We start from the raw sequence: 1,176 nt of genomic DNA, 5'->3' as shown, positions 1-1,176 counted from the left end.
ATTGAAGGAGACCTGGTTACCAATATGCATCTGAGCCAGTACGTTTTGATCTTGCTTCGCCCTTAAATAATCAATACGTTCACAGATGATTTCATTCAGTTCCAGTAATTGTTCGATCGTCATGTCATCTATTAGCATTGCGGGCCTCATTTGATTTGTAAAGGGGGCAACGCAGTGGTTCACCTGCAAATTGTTCTCTCCAGATTCGGGGTGTTAATTCAATGACCTGGCTTGCCGGGTGTTGGCTGACACGCTGGAGCACATCAATCAAATAGGTTTGCGGATTGATGTCGTGCAGTTTGCAGGTGCTGATCAGACTTTGGATCAATCCCACATGCTCAGCACCCAGCTCGGTCCAGCAGAACAGCCAGTTCTTTCTTCCCATCGGGATGGGGCGGATTTCCCGTTCCAGATGATTGGTATCTAACGGCACCTCCGGATCGGTTAAGAACACACGTAATTGGGTTTCCCGAACAAGCACATAGTTCAGCGCTTTGGTCATGGGATGTTTGGGTGTTAGATCAGGACGCTGGCATTGTGTTTGGCACCAGGTAAAAAAGCCATCCACGACAGGCTTACTGTGCTGGAGTCGGTATTGATGCTTTTTATCGCCGGTGAGCTTTTGTTCCTGAATCGTCTGTTCGAGCTGATATAGCCCGCCGATCTGGTTCAGCGCCTGATCCGCTGCCTGCGGATCACGCTCTTGTGCATGAACGAAGTAACGGCGACTGCGGAACGTGTCAACCTGATTTGCACCAGCTCTTTAAAAATTAAATTGCATTTGCCCTCTTTAGCGTAGGGAAATTTACTCCGAATTCGCGTTCTGGTGTACCTTCGCCCTCCGGGGCTGGATTTATCGCTACCACCTTCGGCGGTATCTCAATTACGGGTGATCCATGAGTAAATCGTTCCGGGTTTCTGTTCTTCGCTCCATGCATCGTTTCGGCTCTACGTTTTATCAGTTGCTGATACTCGCCCGCAAAGACCTGATGCGGCGTGAAGCCCGCCAAGCTGCTGTGATGATTCTCGCCGTTATACCAGTGAACATAGTCTTTACACCAGCGCTGGGCATGGTCATAACCATCAAAGCGCCGGGGGTAGTCTGGCTGGTATTTTAATGTTTTGAATTGCGCTTCGCTCATGGCGTTGTCATTACTGACCCGGGGTCGGCTGTGG

1 protein-coding gene and 1 pseudogene are annotated in these 1,176 nt (G+C 49.7%); both read right to left on the bottom strand.

Annotated features, from left to right (window positions below; genetic code table 11):
* Nucleotides 1–124 precede the first annotated feature (124 nt).
* Nucleotides 125–730: pseudogene (locus FT643_RS23030) on the bottom strand (IS66 family transposase); the annotation flags it as partial.
* Between the two features lie 40 nt (nt 731–770).
* On the bottom strand, nt 771–1,176 hold a 406-nt coding region (locus tag FT643_RS23025), incomplete at its 5' end, for an integrase core domain-containing protein (RefSeq protein WP_156873740.1).

It is taken from the genome of Ketobacter sp. MCCC 1A13808 (assembly GCF_009746715.1).
GTDB lineage: Bacteria > Pseudomonadota > Gammaproteobacteria > Pseudomonadales > Ketobacteraceae > Ketobacter.
Note: the sequence above shows the minus strand (reverse complement) of the source record. Positions and strands in the feature narration are given on the sequence as shown.